The following is a 20,508-nucleotide window of genomic DNA, read 5'->3' on the forward strand; positions in this document are numbered from 1 at the left end:
GAGGAATGTTGAAATTAAAAAAGAAAGTAAATCAATTTCCAACACCATATACTTGTATGCGGGCAATCAAGGAAGGCGGAATTGAGACGAAGCTTTCTATGATATTGATGGGATTTGGAAATTTTGTACACAAACAGAGAATAAAAGGACTTTTATATTTGGCTTTGGAAGTGGTTTATATTGTTTTTATGGCAGTGAATGGAATTCATTTTCTCAGCACGCTCGGTTCACTTGGCAGTGCACCGCAAAAAGAAGTATGGGATGCGACAAAACAGGTGTATCTGTATACAAAAGGGGATCAGTCGGTATTGCTATTGTTGTATGGAGTAGCGACGGTTTTAGTGACACTACTGATGATTTGGGCATGGAGAGGAGCGCTTAAGAGTGCTTTCAAAGCAGAATGTCTGGATAAAGAGGGGCGTCATGTTAATTCATTTGTAGAAGATTTGAAATCACTACTGCATGAGAATCTGCACAGACTTTTAATGACACCACCTATGGTATTTATTTTTACCCTGACAATATTGCCGCTGGTTTTTATGATTTGTATGGCATTTACGAATTACAGCAAGCTTGGAAATCATTTGATGCTGTTTGATTGGGTTGGTTTGGACAATTTCAAGGCGTTATTTGATACGAATAGTATTCTGGGAAGTACCTTCTGGTCAGTTCTTGGCTGGACGCTTGTGTGGGCGTTCTTTGCCACATTCAGCAATTACATTTTCGGTATGATTCTCTCGCTTGTAATTAACAGAAAAGATACGAAAGCAAAAGGATTTTGGAGGTTCTGCTTTGTATTATCCTGTGCGGTACCGATGTTCGTTTCTCTGCTCATTATGAGAACGATGCTTCAACCAAATGGTGCGGTGAATGTACTTTTAAGAAATCTTGGCTGGATTGCGCAGGACGCAAGTCTCCCGTTTTTTACGGACCCAACATGGGCGAGAGTGACTGTGATTGTTGTTAATATCTGGGTAGGTGTTCCGTATACGTTGCTCCAGTTGACCGGTGTACTTCAGAACATTCCGGGAGAGCTTTATGAGGCAGCGAAAGTGGATGGAGCAAATGCACTTCAGATTTTTTTCAAGATCACAATGCCATATATGCTCTATGTGACAGCACCGTATTTGATTGTGACGTTTACAGGAAATGTCAATAACTTTAATGTGATCTATTTGCTGTCGGGGGGAGATCCGGTAACAGATCTGGCATCTACGGCAGGAAAGACTGATTTACTTGTGACTTGGCTTTATAAATTGACAATTGACAAGCAATACTACAATATTGGTGCAGTTATCGGTATTCTGACATTTATCATTTTGGCGGTTGGCGCATTGCTTACATATAGAAACAGTAAATCTTATAAGGAAGGAGAAATTTAGATATGGCAGTACAAAAAATGCGATCAGCAAAAAAGAAGCGAACGTGATCGTGCATACAAGTTTGGCCGTACTGGCGGCTGTGTGGGTATTCCCGATTATATGGGTAGTCCTTACAAGTTTTCGTGCGGAAAAAGGGTCTTATGTATCTACATTTTTCCCAAAAGAATTTACGCTAGATAACTATATCAAATTGTTTACCGATACTTCCATTTTGAACTTTCCCAAAATGTTTATGAATACGTTGATCATTGCAATATGCTCTTGTATTCTTGCGACATTTTACACATTGGCAGTCTCATATTGTTTATCAAGGTTAAAATTTAAACTGAGAAAACCATATATGAACATGGCGATGATATTAGGATTGTTTCCGGGATTTATGTCAATGATTGCTGTGTATTTTATTTTGAAAGCGATTGGACTAACAGAAGGAAATCTGATTCGTGTGGCTCTCATCTTGTGTTATTCAGGTGGTGCAGGACTTGGTTTTCAGATTGCAAAGGGATTTTTCGATACGATTCCATATGCGGTGGATGAGGCAGCAATCTTAGATGGATGTACGAGGTGGCAGGTGTTTCAAAAGATTACACTTCCACTTAGCAAACCAATTATTGTATATACAGTGTTGACAGCATTTATGGGACCATGGCTGGACTTTATTTTTGCAAAAGTAATCTGTAGAGCCAACTCCGACCAATATACAGTTGCAATTGGACTTTGGAAAATGCTTGAGAAGGAATATATTGACAGTTGGTACACAAGCTTTGCGGCGGGAGCAGTTCTGATCTCGATTCCGATTGCGATTTTGTTCTTGATCATGCAGAGATATTATGTGGACGGAGTTTCAGGCGCCGTAAAGGGATAAAAAGAGGGCTAGATTATGAAGACAAGAAAAGAGTTAAAAAAATTGTACAACACTTTAGAGTTCCAGAAAGAGTATCAATACGATGGAAAGGATCTGGGAGCTTTGTGTACGCAGGCGGGAACTACATTCCGCCTGTGGAGCCCTTTGGCAGAAGAAGTGGAGTTGCGATTGTATAGGGATGGAAAGCATGGTGAGTGCTTTCAGAAAATTGCCATGCAGAAAGAAAAGAGAGGAGTCTGGCTCTACCAGACAGAGACATATCTGCATGGCGTTTATTATGATTATCAAATCCTGTGGGACGGAGAAATAGTTGAGCTTGGAGATCCCTATGCGAGAGGTTGCGGAGTGAATGGTATCCGGAGTATGGTCGTGGACTTGAATAGAACGAATCCACGGCAATGGGAGCATGATCAAAGACCGAAAAAAAGAGAAGAGAATATTATCTATGAGCTTCATATCAAAGAATTTTCTTGGGATGAGTCTGGAGGATTTTCAAAAGAAAATAGAGGAAAATACAGGGCATTCACAGAAGAACATACGACACTTTTTGGAGATGGAGAGCATTCAACCGGATTGGATTATCTCAAGGAATTGGGAGTGACACATGTGCAGTTGATGCCGGTGTATGACTACGGCTCTGTGGACGAGTCCAATGATGAGGAATTCAATTGGGGATATGATCCGGAGAACTATAATGTGCCTGAGGGGTCGTATGCAACTCATACAGAAGATGGGGCGGTTCGCATTCGGGAGTTCAAAGAAATGGTGCAGTCTCTCCATAAGAATGGATTCCGAGTAATTATGGATGTTGTCTATAATCACATGTATTCGTTGGAGTCGAATTTGAATAAGGCGGTTCCGTGGTATTATTTTCGAACGAAGGATGATGGAACAATCTCAAACGGCTCTGCCTGTGGAAATGATGTGGCAAGTGAGCGGCCAATGTGTGCGAACTATATTGTCGATTCGGTTCTGTATTGGGCAGAAGAATATCACATAGACGGATTCCGGTTTGATTTGATGGGACTTTTGGATGTGGATCTGATGAACCGAATCAGACGAGAACTTGATGTCCGTTATGGACGAGGAGAGATATTAGTCTTTGGAGAGCCTTGGGCAGCAGATGAGACCGCGATAGAAGGGACGGCAGTCCCGGCGTTGAAGAAACATATTGCTCAGTTGGATTGTGAAATTGGAATGTTTTGTGATGACACGAGAGATGCAATCAAAGGACATGTATTTGAAGCAGAAATTCCGGGATTCGTCAATGGAGCGAATGGTTTGGAAGAAAAAATCTTAAACAGTGTGCGCGCATGGAGCACAGACGGGCGGAACGTGAAAGCGCCAAGTCAAGTGATTACTTATGTATCCGCACATGATAACTGGACATTGTGGGATAAACTTGAAAAGACAATTTCAGATGAGGAAGAGCGTATTCGCATTAACAAGATGGCAGCGGCGATGTATATGACTTGTCAGGGAAATCTGTTTTTCTTATCAGGAGAAGAATTTGCAAGAACGAAAGATGGGCTTGAGAATACATATAATGCACCGATTGAGTTGAATCGTCTCGACTGGGAACGTGCCTATAGATATACGGATTTGCGAACGTATTATCAGGGACTGATTGCGCTCAGAAAACAGCTTCCTGGATTATGCGATAAATCAGAAGGAGCATGGAAACGAATCTTTGAAGAGTGGAAAACAGAAGGTGTTGTTGGATTTTTTGTGGATAACACAGGAAAAGTGTATGAATCAAAGTGGAAAACATTGTGTGTGATATATAACAGTACGAGGGAAACAGTTTCGAAAGAGTTGAAAGAAGGAGACTGGGAAATATTAGTTGATTCAGAGAGTAGTTTTCGATGGAAGGAAGGGAAAAAAGTAGGATGTGCGAAGGCAGCTCCAAAGAGTGTGCTCGTACTTGGACAGAGGAGTTAAAAATATGAGATGGATATATGGAAAACAAGATTTTAGTACAATAGAGAGAGGGCAGGAGAATTGCTATCTTTTGACAAATGGTCTTGGAGGATTTTCATCTTTGACGATGACCGGTTCGGCAGTGAGAAATGACCATGCACTTCTAATGGCTTGTATTCAGGCACCAAACCACAGATACAATATGGTGCATCGTCTTGCGGAGACGTTGGCAATTGGAACGGACGAGTTTATCTTGTCCACTCAGGAATTTGCAGATGGGGCAAAAGAGGAGGGATACCGGTATCTTTCTGCATTTGTCTATGATGATAGTCCAATTTGGAAATTCCATGTGCAGGGAGTAGAATTGCAAAAGGAAATCGGCATGAAGCAGGAAGAAAATACAGTTGCAGTCCGTTACACAATATGGAATCGTCAAAAAAAAGATGCGGTCTTTCGTGTGACACCGTTTTTTCAGTTCACAAGAAAAGGAAGTGAACCAAAGTCCACACAAGTGTTTACGTTAGAAAGGGATGCAGTATACTCTGAGGGAATGACATTGTACTTTGAGACAAATGGAGAGATTCGTAAGATTGAAGAAAAAGAGGAAATCTATTTTTATAGTTATGATGTCTGCGATGGAAGAAGAGAGAAGGGGCTTGCAAAGGCCAATCATGAAATCAGTATTTTTGTACCAGCAGGGGAATGCGTGAAGTTGAAGATTGTATACTCGATGGAAAATGCGCTACAGGACGCAGATTTGATTATTGAAGGTATGAGAAAATATCGAAGAAGCTTAGAAGAAGAGGCGGCTTTTGTGATGCCAATGGCAAGAGAGTTGTCGAAAAGCGCAAACCAGTTTGTATCAAAAAGAGAGTCGACAGGCGGAAGTACGATACTTGCGGGGTATCCGTTTTTTGAAGATTGGGGAAGGGATACGATGATAGCACTTCCTGGTGTATGCATAGTGACAGGGCAGTATGAGACGGCAAAAAAAATTTTGCGTACATTTGCTGTGCATGAGCGAAAAGGACTGATGCCGAATCTTTTTCCGGAAGGAGGAAATGAGCCACTTTATAATACGGTAGATGCGGCGTTATTGTTTATCAATTGTGTATATCTCTACTACGAAGCAACAAAAGATGTGGCGTTTGTGAAAGAGATGTATCCAGTGATGGAGCGCATTATCAAAGGTTATCGAGAAGGGACCGACTATGGAATTTGCATGGATTCAGATGGGTTGATTCAGGCAGGAGAAGGATTGTGGCAGGTAACATGGATGGATGTGCGTATAGGAGAGATTCTGCCGACACCAAGACATGGAAAACCGGTTGAGATTAATGCGTATTGGTATAATGCGCTGTGTATTATGGAGCAGTTTGCTTCGCTTGTGAACCGGACGTGGGAGTATTCACAGTTAAAAGAGCAGGTAAAAGTATCTTTTGTGGAAAAGTTCTGGATGGAAGACAGACGGTGTTTAAAAGATTTAGTATCCGGAACAAAAGCAGATAGACAGATTCGTTGTAACCAGATTTGGGCGGTGTCAATGCCGTTTACGATGCTGGATGAGACGAAAGAACGACAGGTTGTGGAGACGGTGTTCGAGACGCTTTATACACCTTATGGACTTCGGACACTTGAGATAGCAGATGAGGAATTTCATTCAAACTATCAGGGAGAGATGGAAGAGCGTGATATGGCATATCATCAGGGAACTGTGTGGACATTCCCGCTCGGTGCGTATTATTTGGCATATCTGAAAGTGAATGGATGCAGCAAAGAGGCGAAAGCGGATGTCAAAGACCAGCTGGAAGTGATTGAGAGTGCGATGCGGGAAGGCTGTATCGGACAGCTTCCGGAAATTTATGACGGAGAAAATCCAACCAGATCCAAGGGCTGTTTTGCACAGGCTTGGAGTGTCGGTGAAATGTTGAGAGTTTATGCGGTAATTGAAAAAAGAGAAGGAGAATAGTAAGATGGAAAAGTTATTAGAGCATATTTTAGAAGAGAAATATAAAAAGAGCATCAAAGAGGCATCAAACGAAGAGATTTATACTGCCTTATTGATTTTGACAAAAGAGAAAATGCAAGGAAAAAAAAGAAACGAAGGAAAGAAAAAACTGTATTACATTTCTGCCGAGTTTCTGATTGGGAAACTGTTGTCTAACAATCTGATCAACTTAGGTTTGTTTGATGAGACAAAAGAAGTGCTGGAAAAACACGGTCATAATATCACGGAGATTGAAGAAATCGAGCAGGAGCCGTCTCTTGGAAACGGAGGGCTTGGACGTCTTGCGGCATGTTTTCTCGATTCAATTGCAACTTTAGGACTGAATGGGGATGGTGTCGGATTAAACTACCATGATGGATTGTTCCGTCAGAGATTTGTGAACCATAAGCAGAAGGAGGAGAAAAATCCATGGATTACAGACTTCAGCTGGCTAACAAAAACAGATGTAAAATTTGAAGTACCGTTTAAAGATTTTACATTGACTTCTACCATGTACGATATCGACGTGCCGGGATATAAGAGCGGATGCAACAGACTTCATTTGTTTGACATTGATACAGTGGATGAGAGCATTATTGGGGATGGAATTAATTTTGACAAGACAGATATTCAGAAAAATCTGACATTGTTCCTCTATCCGGATGACAGCGATGAGGCGGGACAATTACTTCGTATCTATCAGCAGTATTTTATGGTAAGCAATGCGGCGCAGTTAATCCTGAAGGAGGCTGAAGACAATGGATATGATCTTTACAAACTGAATGAACATGTTGCAGTGCAGATCAATGATACACATCCAACGATGGTCATTCCGGAATTGATTCGTCTGTTGACTGTAAAAGGATTCAATATGGATACAGCAATCGAAGTAGTGAGAAAGACATGTGCATATACGAACCACACAATTCTTGCAGAAGCGTTAGAAAAATGGCCAATCTCGTATTTAGAAAAAGTTGTACCGCATCTGATGCCAATTATTCGTGAATTGGATGCACGTGTGAGAAGAGATTATCACGATGAGCGTGTCTATATTATCGACGAAATGGATCGTGTGCATATGGCACATATCGACATTCACTTTGGGTATGCAGTAAATGGTGTGGCGGCACTTCATACACAAATTTTAAAAGAGTCTGAACTGAAACCGTTCTATGACATTTATCCGGAAAAATTTAATAACAAGACAAATGGAATTACATTTAGAAGATGGCTTGTTCACTGTAACCCAGAGCTTTCCGCCTACTTGAAAGAACTAATCGGTCCAGAGTATATAGAAAATGCAGCAAATCTTGAAAAGCTGATTGCATATAAAGATGACGAAACTGTTTTGAAAAAACTAAGAGAAATTAAAAAGAACTCTAAGGAAGAACTGAAAGCATATTTGAAGCTGACGCAGAATGTGGATATTGACAGTAATTCGGTATTTGATATTCAAATAAAACGTCTTCATGAGTACAAAAGACAGCAGATGAATGCACTTTATGCGATTTACAAATACAAAGAGATCAAAAAAGGGAACTTACCGAAACGTCCGCTGACGATGATTTTCGGAGCGAAGGCAGCACCGGCTTACACGATTGCAAAAGACATTATTCATTTGATTTTGTGCCTGCAGCAGTTGATTGAGAATGATCCGATTGTGAGCAAATATATGAAGATTGTCATGGTGGAAAATTACAATGTGACGAAAGCAGCAAAACTAATTCCGGCATGTGATATTTCGGAGCAGATTTCTCTTGCGTCAAAGGAGGCATCAGGAACTGGAAATATGAAGTTTATGTTAAATGGCGCTGTGACACTTGGAACAGAAGACGGTGCAAATGTAGAGATTCATGAGCTTGTTGGAGACGACAATATCTATATTTTCGGAAAGAAATCAGAAGATGTGATCAAGTTATATGACGAGGCAAGTTATTGCTCACGCGACATCTATGAGAGTGATGTACTTGTGGAAGAGCTTGTAGATTTTATTATCAGCAAAGAGTTGATTCAGATTGGGGATCCTGTAAATCTTGGAAGACTTTATAAGGAAATCATATCAAAAGACTGGTTCATGGCGTTGCTTGATATCAAAGAGTATATTGCGAAGAAAGAACAGATGTTGGCAGATTATGAAGATGAGACAGCTTGGGCGAAGAAAGCCCTTGTAAATATCGCAAAGGCAGGATACTTTTCAGCAGACCGTACGATTGCAGAATATAACGAAGATATTTGGAAGTTATCATAAAGAGGATGAGACTATGAGAGAAACAGGGATATTGATGCCCGTGTCTTCGCTCCCGTCGCGTACGGGAGTCGGAGAACTGGGAAGGGAAACAAAAGTGTTCCTTGATTATTTAAAAGAAGCAGGTGTAAAAATCTGGCAAATTTTGCCGCTGAATCCGGTGGGATACGGGAATTCTCCGTATCAGCCATATTCATCCTGCGCAGGAGATGAGATTTATATCAGTCTGGAAACATTATATGAACAGGGACTTTTAAAAGATCTACCACCGGCATTTTTAGAAAAGGAAACTCATGTCCGGTACGATCAAGTCCGAGCATGGAAAGAAAGTTATTTAAGAGAGGCATTTTCTCGTTTTGAAGAAACAGACGATTATAAAACATTTGCACAGCAGAGCTGGGTGTTAGAATATGGGATGTTTCGTGCATTAAAAGAAAAAAATGAGAATCGTTGCTGGAATGAATGGGATACAGCGGATAAGACATGGCCAGAGGCTAAAAAGGAAGTGCCTTTGGAGATTGCACATGAGGCGGCTTATCAAATGTTTTTACAGTATATATTTTTCTGCCAGTGGATGGAAATTAAAAAGACTGCAAATGAAAATGGAATTCAAATTATGGGAGATGTGCCGTTTTACGTCGGTGTGGATTCTGTGGATGTGTGGGCAGGAAAAGACAATTTCCTATTAGATACAGACGGAAGACCGACTTTCATTGCAGGTGTGCCGCCGGATTATTTCAGTGCGACAGGGCAGAGATGGGGAAATCCAATTTATGACTGGGATTATCTCAAAGAGAATGGATATCAGTTTTGGGTGGATCGAATCGGATACAGTAGCCGACTGTTTGACATTATCAGAATCGATCATTTCCGTGCGTTTGACACTTTCTGGAAGATTCCGGCTACTTGTCCGACTGCAATTGAAGGAGAATGGATTGAGGCACCGGGATATGAAGTGATTGACACACTTTTGGAAAAGATACCTGAAGTAAATCTTGTGGCAGAAGATTTGGGAGATCTCAGACCAGAAGTGTTGGAGCTTAAAGAACATTATCATTTTAAAGGAATGAAGATACTTGTGTTTTCAATTGATACATCTGGAAAATATGCGAAAGATATTTTTCATGATGTGGAAAATATGATCATCTATACGGGAACACATGACAATGATACATTAATGGAATGGTATGATGCATTGTCTGTTGCAGCAAAACGAAAAGTGCGTCGTTTTCTTGCAAGGGAAGGAATCCGTCAGGGATCTGTTAAAGACCGACTTTTAGCTTATACATGGAAGAGTAAGGCTGAATATGCAATCGTTCCGATGGCGGATATTTTAGGAATGGGAAAAGAGGCCCATCTAAATACACCTGGTACGGTTGGAAGTCCGAACTGGGAGTGGAGAATGCCGGATATGCGACAAATGGAAATAAGTTTGAAAAAATATAGTAGACAGATGAGACAAAGATAAGAAGAGAGGAACAGGATATGAATTTTACCGGAGTCTATCATAAGACATCAGAGCAGATGAGCTATCCACAGAATGAAAAGGAACTTATTATCAATCTCAAAACCGGTTACGATGTGAAACGGGTCTTCATACATTATGGAGACCCGTTTGAAGCAGGTATTCTTGGTGGAAATGAGAGATGGATTGGGAAACGAGAGGAAATCTGTTATAAGAAACGGCTGAAATATCAGATTTGGTGGACAACAACAGTTGTTCCGACTTACAAAAGATGTAAATACTATTTTGAACTGCAGACAGAGTCAGAGGTATGGTATTATTTTGAAGATGGTTTTTTGACCGAAGAGCAGATTAATATGGATGGAAGAATGTTGCAGTGCTTTATCGTGCCGTGGATGAATCGGGCAGATATTAATCGGACACCGAAGTGGGTGAACGATACAGTATGGTATCAGATTTTTCCGGATCGTTTTTGTAATGGGACACCTGAAAGAAATACTGCAGAAATTGTTCCGTGGAGGACTGGAAAGGTGACAAATGATGAGCGTTTTGGCGGAAATCTTGCAGGGATTCGCAAAAAACTATCCTACTTAAAAGAGTTGGGAATCAATGGAATCTATTTGAATCCCATTATGGAGGCAGAGTCTAACCATAAATACGACACGATGGATTATACAAAGATCGATCCGCATTTTGGAACGAACGAGGAGTTTGCACAGCTTGTGAAAGAGGCACACGGGCATGGAATTCGAGTGATGGTTGATGCAGTATTCAATCACAGTGGAAGCAAATTTGTTCCGTGGCGTGATGTACAGGAATACGGAAAAGAGTCGAAGTATGCAGATTGGTTTATGGTGAACGATTGGAGCAATATTAAGAAAAAAGCAGATACACGGGATGAAAGATTTTATTCTTTCGCATTCATCGACAATATGCCAAAACTCAATACAAACAACGAAGAAGTGATTCAATATTTCTGTGGGATCTGTGAAAATTGGATTAAAGAATTTGATGTTGATGGGATCCGATTTGATGTGGGAAATGAAGTTTCACACCGGTTTTTAAAACGAATTCGTGAGCATGTAAGAAGCATTAAGCCAGATATCTATTTGCTGGGAGAGATATGGCATGATGCAAGTCAGTGGTTGATGGGGGATGAGTACGATTCGGTTATGAATTATCCGTTGATGAGTGGGATTCATGATTTCTTTTTGGACGAGCAGGATACGAAAGAAGATTTTGAATATATGATCAATCGATGTTATACGATGTACATGCAGCAGTGCAACAATGTGTTATTTAATCTTTTGGATTCGCATGATACCGAACGGCTTATGAACAGATTAAATAATTTGGACATTTTTTATCAACAACTTGCTGTGTTGTTTACAATGCCGGGAAGTCCGTGTATTTACTATGGAACAGAAATTGCAATGGAAGGTGGACATGACCCGGATTGCAGAAGATGTATGCCGTGGGAGGAACTTGATACAGTGGAAAATCAGCGGCGAATCCATGAGACGAAAACATTGATTGAACTTCGCAGAAAAGAAACGGCATTCAAAAGCCTGTATTTTCATTTTCCGAATACTTACAAAGAGTCACGGCTTGTGGAGTATGTAAAGCTTGATGATGAGGGAAATCAATTGGAGATTCTATTGAATTGTACAAAAGAGGAAGTGAAAATAGAAAGGCAGGGAGAAATCCTATTCCAACGAGGGTATGAGAACGGGAAATTGCAGAAAAATGGAACATTGATTCGAAGGATAAAAGGAGAAAAATAATATGGAAGAACAGAAGAAATGGTGGCGAAATGCGGTCGTATATCAGATTTATCCGAGAAGTTTTCAGGACAGTAATGGAGACGGAATTGGGGATATTCAAGGAATTATCGACAGATTGGATTATTTGAAGAAGCTTGGAATTGATGCAATTTGGCTGTCTCCGGTCTGCCGTTCACCGCAGGATGACAATGGGTATGATATTTCAGACTATCAGGATATTGATCCGATGTTTGGAAATATGAATGATATGGAACGTTTGATCACAGAAGCAAAAAAATGCAATATTCGCATTATGATCGACCTTGTGCTGAATCATTCTTCAGATGAACACAGATGGTTTCAGGAGGCAAAAAAAGATAAAGACAATCCATATCATGATTACTATGTGTGGCGTGATGGGGAAGAAGGAATTCTTCCGAATGATATGGGCTCAGTGTTTGGAGGTCCGGCATGGGAGTGGGTTCCGGAATTAAAACAATATTATTTTCATCAGTTTTCTGTAAAACAGCCGGATTTAAATTGGGAAAATCCAAAACTTAGAAAAGAAATTTATGATATGATTTTGTGGTGGATGGAAAAAGGCGCAGGCGGTTTCAGGCTGGATGTCATCGACCAGATTGCAAAAGAACCAGATCAGAAAATTACAAATAATGGTCCAAGACTTCATGAATTTATCCGAGAACTGAGTAAAGAGACATTTCAAAAGGGCGACCTGATCACAGTAGGGGAAGCTTGGGGAGCAGACACGGAACGTGCAAAATTATACAGCAATCCGGATGGAAGTGAGTTTTCAATGGTATTTCAGTTTGAGCATATGATGTTAGATCAGGAGGCAGGGAAAGAAAAGTGGGATTTTTGTCCGTTGCCATTTGTAAAACTCAAACAAAATTTGGCAAAATGGCAGACAGCGCTTTTTGAATGTGGCTGGAACAGCCTGTTTTGGAATAATCATGACCTTCCGAGAATCGTGTCCAGATGGGGAAATGATCAAGAATACCGTGTGGAATCGGCAAAGATGCTTGCGACGGTCTTACATGGAATGCAGGGAACACCTTACATTTATCAGGGCGAAGAACTCGGAATGACCAATGTAAGGTTTGAAAGTATCGACCAATATCAAGATATTGAAATCCGCAACATGTATAAGGAGCGTCTCCAAAAGGGATATTCAGAGGCAGAAATCATGGAATCTATCTATACAAAGGGACGTGACAATGCAAGAACACCGATGCAATGGGACGACAGTGTAAATGCGGGATTTACAACAGGGATACCGTGGATGGAAGTAAATCCGAATTATACGGAAATCAATGCAGAAAAAGCATTAGAAAACGAAAATTCAGTATTCTATTATTATCAGAAATTAATTCAACTTCGAAAAGAATATGATATTTTTGCGGAAGGTGATTTTCGGCTGCTTTTGGAAGAAGATGAGAATATTTTCGCTTATGTAAGAGAATATCAAGGAAAACAGATGTTTGTAGTGTCAAACTTTACAGAGAACACAGTTCCGTGTACACTGCTAAAAGAATGGCAGGGCGGAGAGGTATTGATTTGCAATTATTCGGAAGATGGTGAGGAAGGTATGCTTCGTCCATATGAAAGTGCCATTTACCTGTGCGGTTTCTGACATTATTGTAAGATTAGATAATTTTTCTTTTTTTTCCATGTGGAAGCCTTTATAATGGGAATGAGGTGAAACAGATGGAGGGAAAGATAACAGTCTTTATAGTGGAAGATGATGAAGCATTGGCAAAAGAACTGAAAAGTTATCTGATGCGATGGAATTATGATGCGGTTGTGGCAAAAGAGTTTGAGAGGATCAGTGAAGAATTTCAAGATTGCAGACCGCATATTGTATTGCTGGATGTGAATCTTCCTTATTATGATGGGTTTTATTGGTGCAGGAAAATTCGGGAACGCTCAGAGATTCCGATTGTGTTCGTGAGCAGCAGAAGCGATGATGCAGACAAAATTATGGGAATTGCACAAGGGGGCGACGATTATATCGAAAAACCATTTCATTTGGAGCTTTTGAGGGCAAAAGTTGATGCAGTATTACGGCGGGCGTATGAATATAAAGTAAAAGATAAAATTTGTGTTTTGAAGGATCTTCACTATGATGTGGACAGCCAGACGTTATTGTTTCAATCTGAAAAAATAGAATTGACCAAGATGGAGAACAGGATTCTTGTAAAATTGCTGGAGGAAAAAAGCAAGGTTGTGACCAGAGAAGAACTGATGATGGAGCTGTGGAATACAGATGAGTATGTGTCTGATGGAACATTGACGACCATTGTAAGCCGTCTTCGTGCGAAACTCAAAGCTAATTGTAATGATGATGTGATACACACAAAAAAGGGAGTGGGGTATTTTATCGAATGATGTGGTATTTGAAAAAGAATCGAAAGATGTTCCTTCTGCTTTTGACTGTCATTCTTGCATACGACTTATATTTTGGTCTGCTTTTTGCAGATGTAGATAGAGAGAATCTTTTTTATCTGGATATGTTAATTGGAATTGCATTGATAAGTTTTGTCATCATAGATTATAGGCAGCAGGCGCAAAAAAGGCGACAAGTTGAGGAACTGCTTGAGGTGGAGGATGTTATTTATTCGGAGTTTTCGGAGTTTGAAAACAGAGAAATTGTGATTCATGATGTGGAGGTTCTGAAAGGACAGCTGGATGAGCTGTTTGAAATGAATTGCAATCTGCAGGATTACATTACAAAATGGTGTCATGAGGTGAAGCTGCCTCTTGCTGCCCTGCTTTTGATGAATGAAAAAATTGAGGATAGTGTACAGAAAAAGGCGATGAAGGAGCAATTGGAGCGAATCCGTCAGCTGTTGAACGGAGCGCTGATTGGAAGTCGTGTACAAAGTACGATGTACGATTTGCAGATCGGAAAGACAAGTTTGAGTCAATGTGTGCGTGCCTCTGTTAAAAACAATCAGTTTTTCCTGATTCAGAATCGGTTTGAGATGGAAGTGTCGGTGCCTGAACTTACAGTGTACACAGATAAAGAGTGGTTGATTTATGTCCTGGATCAGATTATCGGTAATGCAATCAAGTATACATCCGAATGTCCGAGACTTTCTATCTGGGGAGAGTCAGAGGAGGATGTGACACGGCTTTATATAGAAGACAATGGTGAAGGAATCAAGGATTGTGATTTGAAAAATGTATTTGAGAAGGGCTTTACCGGAAGTAACCATCATAACGGAAAATATAAATCTACCGGAATGGGTTTATATTTGGCGCATTTGATTATGAAAAAACTTGGACATACGATTACGGTGGAGAGTGAATTTGGCTGTTTCACGAGAGTGATCCTGAGCTTTCGGGATAACAGAGACTATTTTCAGCTCTGACATTACAATTTTTGTAATGTTGGGGCTGTTTTTGTAATGTGGATGTAAGGACAAATGAGCAGAACTTTTCGTATAATATTGCTTGTAAAGGAGGATGAAATATGGAAGGTAAAGTATTAGAAGTAAACAATCTGACAAAGACATATGGCTCGAAAGGTTTTCAGACAAAGGTGTTGAAGGGAATCAGTCTCAGCATATGTGAGCGTGATTTTATTGCGATTATGGGACCGAGTGGCTCCGGAAAAACAACGCTTTTGAATATGCTGTCGACCATTGATAAGCCGACGCATGGTTCGGTGATCTTAGATGGGAAGGACATTACAAAAATTCACAATAAAGAGTTATCTAAGATACGGCGGGATAAGGTGGGATTTATTTTTCAAGATTATAATCTGTTAGACACGATGAGTCTTCAGGATAACATTGCACTGCCATTGTCATTGAATGGAGTTCCTGCAGCAGAATGTATTGCACGGACAAGGCAGATGGGGGCGATGTTTGGATTGAAAGAGCATTTGGAGAAATATCCGTATCAATTGTCAGGAGGGCAAAAACAAAGAGGGGCAGCGTGCCGGGCGTTGATTACAAATCCCAAAATCCTTTTTGCAGACGAACCGACAGGGGCGTTGGATTCGAGATCGAGTAAAGAGCTGCTAGAATGTCTGCGTGCTGTGAACGAGAAGGAAAAGGCGGCTATTTTGATGGTTACACACGATGCGTTTACAGCCTCTTATGCGAAGGAAGTTTATATTCTAAGCGATGGTGTCATTAAATGTAAGATTAACCGGGGAAAAGACAGAAAAGAATTCTACGACCGTATCATTGATATGCAGGCGTCTATGGGAGGGGATTTTTCATGAGTATGTGGAAACTGGCGTTCAAAAATTTCAAAGAAAGTCTGAAAAACTATCTTTCGCTCATGGTATCATTGGCATTCACGGTTTTGATTTTTCTGAATTTTCAAAATGTGATTGATTCGGGGATTCTGGATGGACTTGGAAAAACGAATCGAGAAAATGCAGAGTTCGTCATTCAGGCAGTCACGTTTGTATTAATTTGTTTTATGCTATTTTTTATATGGTATTCCACGAGTGTATTTCTTACAAAAAAGAAAAAGGAAATCGGAATTTATGCATTTATGGGATTGACGAATCAAAAAATCGGGAAGTTATATATGATAGAGACTTCGATGACAGGCCTTTTATCACTGGCGCTTGGACTTGGAGTCGGCACATTGACAGCGCGTCTTTTCCAAATGATTATGATGAAGTTATCTGACATTACGGTGGAGGTTTTTAACAGTATTTCGCTCAAATCAATCTTGACAGTTTCTGCCTGTTACGTGGTCATATATGTGATTTTTGCGGTCAAAGGCTATGTCAATATCGTGAGAAGCAGTGTGTTGGAGATGATTTCTGCCAGCAGAAAAAATGAGTATGTCAGACAGCATCCGGTAATTCTGCTTGTAAAAACGGTTCTCGGAGTTGCCGCGCTTTCAACAGGATATTACCTGGCGATTGTCAAAGGTGGAATGGAAGTATTTAGAAATACATTATCCGCAGTTGTGTTTGTTACGATTGGAGTTTACCTTGTGTTTGGTGGTCTGATTCCGATTATTTTTCAGGGTATTACAAAGAGAAAATCATTTCTTTATAAAAAACAGAGAACGCTTTGGGTGAATAATATCGTATTTCGCATGAAGAGAAATTATCGGACATATGCAATTGTATCTGTTTTAATGTTGTGTTCAGTTACCGCACTGGCAGCAGGATTTGCGATGAAAGAGCGATATGACGGGATGGTACACTTCAGAAATACTTACACATATCAGGTGCTAAGTACAAGTGCGGGAAAATACAAAGAGTTTGAAAAATTAATTCAAAAGGATAACGATATTGCATATGGAACAGAGGTGTCTATGATTCAATTGGAACAATCCGAAATCAAGGCAAGGTGGAAATCCACTGGGTATGCAGTTTTACCGTATTCCAAAGTGAAAGAGGCAGCAAAAGAAGCAAATCTAAAATTTAATCTGAAAGAGCCGAAGGATGACGAATATATCAATGTAGATAAGTTGGTACTGCTGTCATTGATTACGGATAGGAAAGAGGACGCTATAGAGATTCATGATAAGACCTATGAATGTGCAGATGTGACCACGGAGCCGTATCTTGGATATTTGCAGGAAATGACAGAATTTTATCTTGTCAATGATCATGAATATGAACGTCTGAAAAATATTGGCGAAGAAGTTTATGTGTATAATTATAGAATTAAAGATGTAAAAAATTTTGAGGCTTCTGTAGCGGCGCTGCAAGGGAGTGCAGATTGTGCAGGATTGATTAAAATTGATCCTGATGATCAGGAAGCAAGCTGGATTCAGATTATTTATTCGGTGTGTATTTTCATGTTTATGGTATTCATACTTGCGAGTGGAAGTATCATTTTTGTGAAGATTTATAATGATGCATTTGAAGAGCGGGAACGATATGCTATCTTGAACAAAATCGGCGTGGGCAGCAGAACTGTAAAAAAAGAAATTGCGTGTGAACTTCGGTTTGCCTATTTGTCACCGTTCCTTGTGATGGCGATATCCTCTTATTTTTCTGTGAAAGCATTAGGAAATATGATGCGCACAGAACTACTTGAAATCAACATTTTAAGTGTTGTGATCATAGGAATTTTCTTCCTTATATGTTATCTGTTCTCAGTGTCGGTCTACATGAAAAATATAAAAATGAAGTAGATATTGCCTACCTATCTGCAACATGTTAAACTAAGAGTAGTAATATACTCTAGGACATAACTAACAGGAGAGAGCAGATATGAAGAACGGAATGGAAAATGCCGTTTGGCAGATGAAACAAAAAGAAGAGGACGGATTGAATTATATTTACTCCCAGACGTATAACTTTGTCTATCTACGTGCGAAAAGTATTTTGAAAAATGAGGAAGATATCAAGCTGTTTATGCAGATGGTGTATGTGGATTTGTATCGGTCGGCAGATGAGATACAGCTGGATAATTTATATGAGTGGCTCGGAAAGCATGTGTATCGGATTGGATGCGAGCATTTTAAAAAGAGAAAAGAAAGAGAAGCGGTTTTTGTGGAGATGGAAGAGGAAGAGCTGAATCCGAAGCAAAAGCAGCATCTGAATGAGAATGTAGATGTTATCAGCAAAAGTTTGGAGCAGCTTCCGGATTTGTATCAGGCAACTCTGTTTGCATTTTATTTTGATTATTTGAAAATGGATGAGATTGCGGACCTGATGGATTGTAGTGTGGGCGTGATCATTAACCGATTGAATTATACAAGAAAATATTTCAAAAAAGCGATAGAGAATGCATGGGAAGAGCGTGGTGAGAGCAAGGAAGGCTGTGATACATTTTCTGTGGAGGCGGTTTGTCTGGCACTTCGCAAATGGGGAGTTGAACATTGCCTCGGTATAACCAGTGCGCAAAATATATATTATAATATCTGCAAGACACTTGATCTGCACGGACATTCTATTTCTCTGAGCGGAAAAGAATTTGCAGGTGTGAAAAAGACGGTTGTCTATTATAAAGCAGACGATTGGAATCCGATACAGGAAGAGATTATTATACATGGGAAAAAGAAAAGGTTGGATAAAAGGCTTGCTGTCTATCTGGCAGGAGCAGCAGTAGTGCTTGCGATTGTCGCAGTAGTGATTGCCGTGGTGGTGAATCGTCCGGAAAAGAAAAAGCCGTCATCAGAAAAGCCGAAAGTGACTAAAGAACAGAATAGTTCCAAAAAAGAGGAGCAAAAACAGGAAAATACGGATACGAAGGAGCCGGAAAATCAGACGAATGGAACAGTAGACGAACCTGTGAGCGAGCCGGCAGAGACAGATTATATTTTCCCGAACAGTGGGACAACAGAACTGACAAGAGAAGAGGTTCAAGGACATACAAAAGAGGAATTACGCATTGCTAGAAATGAGATTTATGCAAGACATGGTGCAATCTTCGGAGTAGATGATCTGGATGCATATTTCCAAAGTAAATCATGGTATACACCTACACTTTCGATCAGTGAGCTGCTGGATACAGTAGAATTGAGCATGGTAGAGGAAAACAATATCAGCCTGATCAGCGAGATTGAATCGGGAATGTAGTGTAAATATAATAATGAAAGGGAGTAAACACAATGTATAATGTAGAATTTGATGAAAGCTTAGTAACAGGGAATGAGATGATTGATGAACAACACAAAGAACTGATTGGGAAAATTCAGGATTTGCTTAGAAGTTGTGAAAAAGGAAGTGAAAAAGCAACAGCAGTAAAGATGCTCAATTATCTGGCAACATATACAGATTATCACTTCAAGGAAGAGGAAAAACTTCAGGAAAAGATTGAATATCCGGGAATAAAAGAACACAAAGAAAAACACAAAGAATTTGTGGAAGCAATTGATGATCTTCATGAGATGTTAGAGGAAGAGGAAGGACCATCGGATGCGTTTGTTGCACAGGTGAATAAAAGAGTGGTAGATTGGTTATTTGGACATATCAAAACATTTGACAGATCTGTTGCGGAATATAAAAATATGAGAAAGAACAGTGAAATGATCTAATTGGAAGGTGCGGACAGTTCACGGCCTGATAAAAACAGCAATTGACATTGGCATGCTTGCATGTAGAATGGAGATTGCTGTTTTTGGATATATGAGCAGAGATTCAAAAGATTAAAATAAAAATCTGTAAATTAAAAAAATATTTTAAAATATATTGACAAATATAAAAACAATGATATAATAACAGTATAGACAAAATAAATAAAGTTAATAACAGATAAAAATATCTTTTTATTAAATTTATTTATTGTTGGTAAGAGCTTTGAAGATATCGGAATTGGAGAAGCAAATTTATAACAGGAGGTACGGACCACCAGAATAGTAAGAGAATGAGGACTTCACTCATAAGAAAAACCATTATAATTTCAAAATTCGGATTTGCAAGACACGGTTGGTTAGTGAGAATGTCAATTCTTATTAAGGATTGTGGAAGCGGATGTTAGAAAGAGAAATGAAAAGATGGGAAAATGAAGAAAGGGTAAAAGAATGATTGAAGAATCGAAGTAAGAAGGAGTATTGATTAGAAGATAATTGATACTCCTTTTTATGATTTTCGAAAATAAAAAAATACAGAAACCTTTGTATCTCAAAGGCTTCTGTATCTTAGTTATATGCGGAAAATGGGACTTGAACCCACACGTGGTAACCCACACTAGAACCTGAATCTAGCTCGTCTGCCATTCCGACATTTCCGCTAACAAAAAATATATTACCACAAAAATGTGCGTATGGCAATAGAAAATATGACAATATATAAAAAATGTGTTGACGTTCACACAACGTACACGACAAACGCATGAGTAAATAAATTGTGAACATCCCTTTTTTCTGATAAACTAAAGAGAAAAGAGGTGTTTCTTTATGAAAGAATTGTTAGAGTGGATGGAATATATTG

14 protein-coding genes and 1 tRNA gene are annotated in these 20,508 nt (G+C 39.7%); 14 read left to right on the top strand and 1 reads right to left on the bottom strand.

All coding sequences use genetic code 11. From position 1 onward, the window contains the following. Positions 1-5 precede the first annotated feature (5 nt). The 14 genes from ACTQXY_RS03185 to ACTQXY_RS03250 all read left to right on the top strand — a co-directional run bounded on the left by ACTQXY_RS03185 (position 6) and on the right by ACTQXY_RS03250 (position 19,613). Positions 6-1,382: an ABC transporter permease subunit gene (locus ACTQXY_RS03185; protein WP_441658231.1), complete on the top strand. Its 1,377-nt coding sequence runs from the start codon at positions 6-8 to the stop codon at positions 1,380-1,382. A gap of 22 nt (positions 1,383-1,404) precedes the next feature. Next, positions 1,405-2,247: an ABC transporter permease subunit gene (locus tag ACTQXY_RS03190; RefSeq protein WP_441658244.1), complete on the top strand. Its 843-nt coding sequence runs from the start codon at positions 1,405-1,407 to the stop codon at positions 2,245-2,247. 15 nt (positions 2,248-2,262) lie between these two features. Then, entirely contained in the window at positions 2,263-4,188 is a 1,926-nt protein-coding gene (pulA, locus tag ACTQXY_RS03195; protein WP_441658232.1) for a type I pullulanase, read from the top strand. 4 nt (positions 4,189-4,192) lie between these two features. Further along, positions 4,193-6,136, top strand: a complete 1,944-nt coding sequence (locus tag ACTQXY_RS03200; RefSeq protein ID WP_441658233.1) for an amylo-alpha-1,6-glucosidase — start codon at positions 4,193-4,195, stop codon at positions 6,134-6,136. A 4-nt stretch (positions 6,137-6,140) separates the two neighbouring features. Then, positions 6,141-8,402 carry a glycogen/starch/alpha-glucan family phosphorylase gene (locus tag ACTQXY_RS03205; RefSeq protein ID WP_441658234.1) on the top strand — a complete coding sequence of 754 codons (2,262 nt, stop codon included), beginning with the start codon at positions 6,141-6,143 and terminating at the stop codon, positions 8,400-8,402. A gap of 13 nt (positions 8,403-8,415) precedes the next feature. After that, positions 8,416-9,867, top strand: a complete 1,452-nt coding sequence (malQ, locus tag ACTQXY_RS03210; RefSeq protein WP_441658235.1) for a 4-alpha-glucanotransferase — start codon at positions 8,416-8,418, stop codon at positions 9,865-9,867. Between the two features lie 17 nt (positions 9,868-9,884). Beyond that, complete coding sequence (locus tag ACTQXY_RS03215) at positions 9,885-11,648, top strand: alpha amylase N-terminal ig-like domain-containing protein (RefSeq protein ID WP_441658236.1); 1,764 nt, start codon at positions 9,885-9,887, stop codon at positions 11,646-11,648. 1 nt (position 11,649) lies between these two features. Further along, the gene (locus tag ACTQXY_RS03220) at positions 11,650-13,278 is read left to right on the top strand and encodes an alpha,alpha-phosphotrehalase (RefSeq protein WP_441658237.1); all 1,629 of its coding nucleotides are present in this window, start codon (positions 11,650-11,652) and stop codon (positions 13,276-13,278) included. A 74-nt stretch (positions 13,279-13,352) separates the two neighbouring features. Further along, positions 13,353-14,033, top strand: coding sequence for a response regulator (locus ACTQXY_RS03225; RefSeq protein WP_441658238.1), 681 nt, complete (start codon positions 13,353-13,355; stop codon positions 14,031-14,033). After that, on the top strand, positions 14,030-15,019 hold the full coding sequence (locus tag ACTQXY_RS03230; protein WP_441658239.1) for an ATP-binding protein: 990 nt from the start codon (positions 14,030-14,032) through the stop codon (positions 15,017-15,019). The genes ACTQXY_RS03225 and ACTQXY_RS03230 overlap by 4 nt, the downstream gene beginning before the upstream one ends. Before the next feature lie 101 nt (positions 15,020-15,120). After that, entirely contained in the window at positions 15,121-15,879 is a 759-nt protein-coding gene (locus tag ACTQXY_RS03235; RefSeq protein WP_441658240.1) for an ATP-binding cassette domain-containing protein, read from the top strand. Then, positions 15,876-17,765 carry an FtsX-like permease family protein gene (locus ACTQXY_RS03240; RefSeq protein WP_441658241.1) on the top strand — a complete coding sequence of 630 codons (1,890 nt, stop codon included), beginning with the start codon at positions 15,876-15,878 and terminating at the stop codon, positions 17,763-17,765. The genes ACTQXY_RS03235 and ACTQXY_RS03240 overlap by 4 nt, the downstream gene beginning before the upstream one ends. Positions 17,766-17,844: 79 nt before the next feature. Then, positions 17,845-19,155, top strand: coding sequence for a sigma-70 family RNA polymerase sigma factor (locus tag ACTQXY_RS03245; protein ID WP_441658242.1), 1,311 nt, complete (start codon positions 17,845-17,847; stop codon positions 19,153-19,155). Positions 19,156-19,187: 32 nt separating this feature from the next. Continuing rightward, positions 19,188-19,613, top strand: coding sequence for a bacteriohemerythrin (locus ACTQXY_RS03250; RefSeq protein ID WP_071143639.1), 426 nt, complete (start codon positions 19,188-19,190; stop codon positions 19,611-19,613). 612 nt (positions 19,614-20,225) lie between these two features. Here ACTQXY_RS03250 and ACTQXY_RS03255 read toward each other — a convergent pair. After that, positions 20,226-20,308, bottom strand: a tRNA-Leu gene (locus tag ACTQXY_RS03255). Positions 20,309-20,508 lie beyond the last annotated feature (200 nt).

This window comes from Faecalimonas sp. LCP19S3_D12 (assembly GCF_052121495.1).
Classification (GTDB): Bacteria; Bacillota; Clostridia; order Lachnospirales; family Lachnospiraceae; genus Faecalimonas.